This is a genomic window from Streptomyces durocortorensis (genome assembly GCF_016901035.1).
GTDB classification, from domain to species: domain Bacteria; phylum Actinomycetota; class Actinomycetes; order Streptomycetales; family Streptomycetaceae; genus Streptomyces; species Streptomyces durocortorensis.
The window spans coordinates 1-6697 of the sequence record NZ_JAFEUF010000313.1 but is presented as its reverse complement, the minus strand read 5'-3'; the positions used below and the strand labels follow the sequence as shown (position 1 = coordinate 6697).

At 71.0% G+C, this 6697-nt stretch carries 4 protein-coding genes and 1 pseudogene; 2 read left to right on the top strand and 3 right to left on the bottom strand.

Annotated features, from left to right (window positions below; all coding sequences use genetic code 11):
* Positions 1–701: pseudogene (locus JS521_RS32410) on the bottom strand (glycosyl hydrolase); the annotation flags it as partial.
* Positions 702–920: 219 nt separating this feature from the next.
* On the opposite strand from JS521_RS32410, the gene JS521_RS32405 reads away from it, so the two are divergent.
* Together JS521_RS32405 and JS521_RS32400 are read left to right on the top strand one after the other, a co-directional pair.
* Positions 921–2903: an acetoacetate--CoA ligase gene (locus JS521_RS32405; RefSeq protein WP_205086473.1), complete on the top strand. Its 1983-nt coding sequence runs from the start codon at positions 921–923 to the stop codon at positions 2901–2903.
* 63 nt (positions 2904–2966) lie between these two features.
* The gene (locus tag JS521_RS32400; RefSeq protein WP_205086472.1) at positions 2967–3914 is read left to right on the top strand and encodes a DUF8829 domain-containing protein; all 948 of its coding nucleotides are present in this window, start codon (positions 2967–2969) and stop codon (positions 3912–3914) included.
* 80 nt (positions 3915–3994) lie between these two features.
* Here the strand turns inward: JS521_RS32400 and ptsP are convergent, their stop codons facing one another.
* Together ptsP and JS521_RS32390 are read right to left on the bottom strand one after the other, a co-directional pair.
* Positions 3995–5665 carry a phosphoenolpyruvate--protein phosphotransferase gene (ptsP, locus tag JS521_RS32395; RefSeq protein WP_205086471.1) on the bottom strand — a complete coding sequence of 557 codons (1671 nt, stop codon included), beginning with the start codon at positions 5663–5665 and terminating at the stop codon, positions 3995–3997.
* Positions 5666–5741: 76 nt separating this feature from the next.
* The gene (locus JS521_RS32390) at positions 5742–6191 is read right to left on the bottom strand and encodes a PTS sugar transporter subunit IIA (RefSeq protein WP_010057444.1); all 450 of its coding nucleotides are present in this window, start codon (positions 6189–6191) and stop codon (positions 5742–5744) included.
* Between the last annotated feature and the right edge of the window lie 506 nt (positions 6192–6697).

Below are 6697 nucleotides of genomic sequence, written 5' to 3'. Positions count from 1 at the left end.
CCCGCCCAGGAGTTGTCGTGGAACGCCAGATGCGTCCCCGCGTCCGACACCACCATCTGCACCGGCATCGTCAGATAGAGCGGATCGTCCCCGGGACCGAAACGCCCGCCGGGATCGGTGTTCCACAGCCCGTACACCCCGTCCCGCAACCGGGGCCCGCCCGCACGCCCGCCGAGCCCGAAGAACCGCGCGTCCGCCGGCACCTCCGAGCGCTGCACCCACCGCACCGGACCGCCGCCCACCGGCTCCCACCAGCGCGGCGGCAGCTCACGCCGCAACAGCACCCCGCCCGGCGTCCGCAGCTCCACCGCCCCGGTCCGCGACACCACCACCGTCAGCCGCTCCGCGACCACCTGCCAGCCGCCGTCCTTGCCCGGCTCCAGCACCGCCCGCTCGTCCGGCGCCGGAGCCTCGCCCGCCACCGCGTACGACGGCAGCGGCTCCGCCCCGTCCCACGCCCAGAACACCGCACCGCCCACCGAAACACGGATACGCAGCTCCGAACGGGCGAACCGCACCACACCCCCGCCCGGACCCGGCTCCGCACCCGTCACCGCCCCCGGCACCCGGGCCCGCTCCGCCCCGCGCGCCGGCAGCGCCGCCGCGTCCGCGGACCTGCGCCGCCACGCCGAACGCACCGTGCGAAGCCCTCGCACCGAACCGACCAACCTCACCCGACGCACCAGGTCACGACCGTCCATGGCGCACACCCTGCCACCCGCCCGACCCGCAGAACCCTCCGTTCAACTCCCGTTCACCCATGCCGGCCACGGCGCGAGGGAACCGCTCACGGCGGGGCCACCCTGGTGCCGAAGACGATCACATGGCATCGTCCGTGTGAGCCGCTCACGCGCACATCCCGGCCCGTGCGGCACCGACACGCCCACCCCGTGTACCCGTACAGCCAGGGAGCAGCCCTCATGACCGCAGCCACGCCCGACGACGCCCCGCTCTGGCAGCCCGGCCCCGACCGCATCGAGGCCGCGGCCGTCACCCGCTTCCAGAACTGGGCCGCGACCCGGTACGGCGCCCCGGCCGACGGCGGGTACGCCGCCCTGCACCGCTGGTCCGTCGACGAACTCGACACCTTCTGGCGTGCGGTGGCCGACTGGTTCGACATCCGCTTCTCCACCCCGTACGAGAGCGTCCTCGGCGGCCGCGCGATGCCCGGCGCCACCTGGTTCCCCGGCGCCACCCTCAACTACGCCGAACACGCCCTGCGCACCGCCGAGGACCCGGCCCGCGCCGACACCCCCGCCCTGCTGTACGTCGACGAGACCCACGCCCAGCTCCCCATCAGCTGGGCCGAACTCCGCCGCCAGGTCGGCGCGCTCGCCGCCGAACTCCGCGCCCTCGGCGTCACCCCCGGCGACCGCGTCAGCGGCTACCTCCCCAACATCCCGCAGGCCGTCGTCGCCTTCCTCGCCACCGCGGCCGTCGGCGGCGTCTGGACCTCCTGCGCCCCCGACTTCGGCGCCCGCAGCGTCCTCGACCGCTTCCAGCAGATCGAACCCGTCGTCCTGTTCACCGTCGACGGCTACCGCTACGGCGGCAAGGAGCACGACCGCACCGAGACCGTCGCCGAGCTCCGCCGCGAACTGCCCACCCTGCGCGCCGTCGTCCACATCCCGCTGCTGGGCACGGACGCCCCCGAGGGAGCACTCGCCTGGGCCGCCCTCACCTCGGCCGACACCGAGCCGGTCTTCGAACAGGTCCCCTTCGAGCACCCGCTCTGGGTCCTCTACTCCTCCGGCACCACCGGCCTGCCCAAGGCCATCGTCCAGTCCCAGGGCGGCATCCTGCTCGAACACTTCAAGCAGCTCGGCCTCCACTGCGACCTCGGCCCCGAGGACCGCTTCTTCTGGTACACCTCCACCGGCTGGATGATGTGGAACTTCCTCGTCTCCGGCCTCCTCACCGGCACCACCGTCGTCCTGTACGACGGCAGCCCCGGCTACCCGGACGTCAGCGCCCAGTGGCGGGTCGCCGAACAGACCGGCGCGACTCTTTACGGCACCTCCGCCGCGTACGTCATGGCCTGCCGCAAGGCCGACATCCACCCGGGCCGCGACTTCGACCTCTCCCGCGTCCAGTGCGTGGCCACCACCGGCTCCCCGCTCCCGCCGGACGGCTTCCGCTGGCTCCACGACGAGGTCGCCGAGGACCTCTGGATCGCCTCCGTCAGCGGCGGCACCGACGTCTGCTCCTGCTTCGCCGGAGCCGTCCCGACCCTCCCGGTCCACATCGGCGAGCTCCAGGCCCCCTGCCTCGGCACCGACCTCCAGTCCTGGGATCCGTCCGGCAAGCCCCTCACCAACGAGGTCGGCGAGCTGGTCGTCACCAACCCGCTCCCCTCCATGCCGATCCGCTTCTGGAACGACCCCGACGGCAGCCGCTACCACGACAGCTACTTCGACATGTACCCCGGCGTCTGGCGGCACGGCGACTGGATCACCATCACCGACCGCGGCTCCGTGATCATCCACGGCCGCTCAGACTCCACCCTGAACCGCCAGGGCGTCCGCATGGGGTCCGCCGACATCTACGAGGCCGTCGAACGGCTCCCCGAGATCCGCGAGTCCCTCGTCATCGGCCTCGAAGAACCCGACGGCGGCTACTGGATGCCGCTCTTCGTCCACCTCGCCGAGGGCGCCACCCTCGACGACGACCTGCGCGCCGCGATCAAGCGGACGATCCGCGACAACCTCTCCCCGCGCCACGTACCGGACGAGGTCATCGAGGTCCCCGCCATCCCGCACACCCTGACCGGCAAGCGCATCGAGGTTCCGGTCAAGCGCCTGCTCCAGGGAACCGAGCTGGCCAAGGCCGTCAACCCGGGCTCCGTCGACAACCTCGACCTCCTCCACTTCTACGCCGACCTGGCCGCGAGGCGCCGCGCGTAACGCCACTGTCAGTCCCCCTGATTACGCTGAGTGAGCAAGGATTCACCGCGCACAGGGGGACACATGACGCAGACCGACAACACCAAGCACAACGCCACGCACCGCAAGAACCGCACCGGGAGGCACGGCACCCCACACCCCACCACCCTGCGACGCACGCTGCGCCGCGAAGCACCCAGCACCGTCGGCCTCCTCGTCGACGCTCAGGACTTCGCGGCCATGCGCCACTACCGCACCTTCCCCTTCGACGACCACACTGTCTATCTGCACCAGGTCGAGGGCCTGCTCAAGACGCTGGCCGCCCAGGGCATGCACGCCACGATCGCCCTCTTCGACCCCGAGGACTACGCCGAGTTCTGCGCGGAGTCCGGAATCGACGCGGACACCGGCGCCAGCCGCAGCCGCTTCACCGCAGAGATCGCCGCCGCCGGAGCCACGGTCGCCTACACCGGCCAGAGCCTCGACGATCTCATCCCCCTCCTCGTCTCCCGCGCGGTCCGCCAGGCCACCTGGGAGTACGCCACCCTCCTCCTCGCCGACCTCGGCACCTGCGCCGACTGCGGCCAGGACATCGGACGTGCGGCCTTCGACCGCGCCTCGCACCTCCTCATGCGCCTGCTGGAGACGGCGGGACCTGGCGCCCACCACCTGGTGTGCAGCGTCCCGACGGACAACGACCAGCTCCTGGCCGTGCTCCACACCCACCGCGACACCACAGGCCCTGCCCGCCTCGACAGCGCGGAGGGCGCGGAGTTCGCCACCGTCCTCGCGGTGGCCGTCGCCCTGGAATCACGCGGGGGAGTCGTCCTGCGCACCAGCGCCCCCGACACCCCGGACCGCGTCCACGGCTGGCGCCTGGCCCACGGCGGCCTCGCCCCGCTCACCGCCGGCGAGGTCTTCAACGCCTACTGCACGGACGCGGGCACCGGAGAGCCCGTCTCCCCGGAATCCGGCGTCGAGTACTGCGCGGGGTTCGACATCGGAGCCGAGCCCCCGGAAACCCACCACTGACAGACCGACAAAAGAGGGAGGGGCCTCCCGCCAACGGCGGAAGACCCCTCCCCGAAATCCTTGCTGCTACTGCCTACCGCCTACTCACCCGAGAGCACGGCCTGCGCGGCGCTGCGCGCCTCGTCGGCCGAGTCGGCGGACCGAGCGGCGTTCGCCGCCCGCTCGCACTGCGCCAGCGTGTACTTGGCCAGCGTGGCCCTCACATAAGGAATGGACGCCGCACCCATGGAGAGCGAGGTGACACCCAGACCCGTCAGCACACACGCCAGCAGCGGATCGGCGGCGGCCTCCCCGCACACACCACAGCTCTTGCCCTCGGCACGGGCCGCCTCGGCGGACAGCGCCACCAGATCCAGCAGCGCCGGCTGCCATGGGTCCTGGAGCCGTGACACCGCACCCACCTGACGGTCCGCCGCGAAGGTGTACTGCGCCAGGTCGTTGGTGCCCAGCGACAGGAACTCCACCTCCTGGAGGATCGACCGCGCCCGCAGAGCGGCCGACGGAATCTCCACCATCGCGCCGAACTTCGCCTGCAGCCCGGCCTCACGGCACGCGTCCGCGAACGCCTTGGCGTCGGTACGGTCGGCCACCATGGGGGCCATGACCTCCAGGTACACCGGCAGACCCTCGGCGGCCTTCGCCAGCGCGGTCAACTGGGTACGCAGCACCTCGGGGTGGTCCAGCAGGCTCCGCAGCCCACGGACACCGAGCGCAGGGTTCGGCTCGTCGGCCGGCGTCAGGAAGTCCAGCGGCTTGTCGGCGCCGGCGTCCAGCACGCGTACGACGACACGCCCCTCGGGGAACGCCTCCAGCACCGCACGGTAGGCCGCGACCTGCTTCTCCTCGGAAGGAGCCTGCTTGCTGTCGTCCAGGAACAGGAACTCGGTCCGGAACAGCCCGACACCCTCGGCCCCCGCCTCGACCGCCGCGGGCACATCGCCCGGACCGCCGACATTGGCGAGCAGCGGCACCTTGTGCCCGTCGGAGGTGGCACCGGGACCGGTCGAGGCGGACAGCGCGGCCTTACGAGCAGCGGCGGCGGCCTCCATCTCGGCCCGCTTCTCCGCACTCGGGTCGACGAAGATCTCACCCGTGCTGCCGTCCACCGCGACGACCGTGCCCTCGGCCAGCTCACCGGCGCCGGGCAGCGCCACCACGGCCGGAACGCCGAGCGCCCGCGCCAGGATCGCGCTGTGACTGGTCGGCCCGCCCTCCTCGGTGACGAAACCGAGCACGAGCGTCGGGTCGAGGAGCGCGGTGTCGGCCGGCGCCAGGTCGCGGGCGATCAGAACGTACGGCTCGTCGCTGTCCGGCACACCGGGCATCGGCACACCGAGCAGGCGCGCCACGATCCGGTTCCGTACGTCGTCGAGGTCCGCGACCCGCCCCGCCAGGTACTCCCCGGCATTGGCGAGCAGCGCCCGGTACGCGGCGAACGCGTCGTACACGGCACGCTCGGCGGTGCTGCCCACGGCGATACGCCGATCGACGTCGGACATCAGCTCGGGGTCCTGCGCCATCATGGCCTGCGCCTCAAGCACGTGCTGTGCCTCGCCGCCGGCCAGATTGCCACGCGCGACCAGATCGGCCGCCACGGCTTCCACCGCCTGCCGGGCACGCCCCTGTTCGCGACCGGCCTCCTCGGCGGGGATCGATTTGGCGGGCGGCTCCAGCACCGCCGTACCCATGTGCCGAACCTCGCCGATGGCCACACCGTGGCTCACGCCGACGCCTCGCAGCGTTGTCTCCATTTCACCCGTCTCCGGTTGTGCGGTGACCGGGTCACCGCGGTGGTTGTGCAACTGGCTGGTGACTGCGCCCGAGGCGCTACTGCCAGCCGAACAGCGTGTCGCCGATCTTCACGTCCCCGTCCTCACGGACATCGGAGAGCGACTCGGCGGTGGCCTCCAGGGCCACGATGGGGCAGATGGGTGACTTGCCGGCGGCCTCGACGGCGACCGGATCCCAGCGCACGATGCCCTGGCCCCGGGTCACGGTGTCCCCCTTGTTCACGAGAAGCTCGAAGCCCTCGCCGTTGAGCTGGACGGTGTCGATACCGAGGTGCGTCAGGACCCCGTGTCCGTCCGCGTCGACGACGACGAACGCGTGGGGGTGAAGGGAGACGACGATGCCGTCCACCGGGGACACGGCCTCGGAGGGCTCACGTACAGGGTCGATGGCGGTACCGGGACCGACCATCGCGCCGGAGAAGACCGGGTCGGGAACCGCGGTGAGTCCGATGGCGCGTCCAGCAAGAGGGGACGTCACGTTGGTCATGGGGAGCCTCCCAGGGGGGTGGAGATTCAGGTGTCGCCGCCGCGACTGATGGGGGACGGCGTACTGCTCAGCAGAGTAAGTCATATGAAGTCCCGGTTCCGCCCGAGACCTACCGCTTGACGGACCTAGGGGTGCACCAGAAACGATTTGCCTCGATCCCCGGCGGCCTGTACTGTCGTACTCCTGCCTGACCCCAACGCGACTTTGAGTCGGGGGTCGGCGGCGACCTTCAAGCCCAGATCCTAACCATGAACCTTCCTTCGGCATGCCCGCAGGACCGTGGTCAAGGAGACGGAAAAGGCCTGATAGAGTCGGACTTGCCGAAAGGGAAAAGCGCGAAAGCGAATTACCTGGAAGCGAAAAGCAAAAACCCGCTTCGACCGGGAATCGGACACGAAAGAGTCTGATAGAGTCGCAAACGCAAGAACAAAGGGAAGCGCCCGGAGGGCCCCGGTGATACGGGACCGAAGGAAGCGTCCGTTCCTTGAGAACTCAACAGCGTGCCA

Excerpts from the sequence above, each read along its gene's own strand:
- JS521_RS32405 (WP_205086473.1), top strand. The coding sequence starts at position 921 with ATGACCGCAGCCACGCCCGACGACGCCCCGCTCTGGCAGCCCGGCCCC.
- JS521_RS32400 (WP_205086472.1), top strand. The coding sequence starts at position 2,967 with ATGACGCAGACCGACAACACCAAGCACAACGCCACGCACCGCAAGAAC.
- JS521_RS32390 (WP_010057444.1), bottom strand. The coding sequence starts at position 6,191 with ATGACCAACGTGACGTCCCCTCTTGCTGGACGCGCCATCGGACTCACC.
- ptsP (WP_205086471.1), bottom strand. The coding sequence starts at position 5,665 with ATGGAGACAACGCTGCGAGGCGTCGGCGTGAGCCACGGTGTGGCCATC.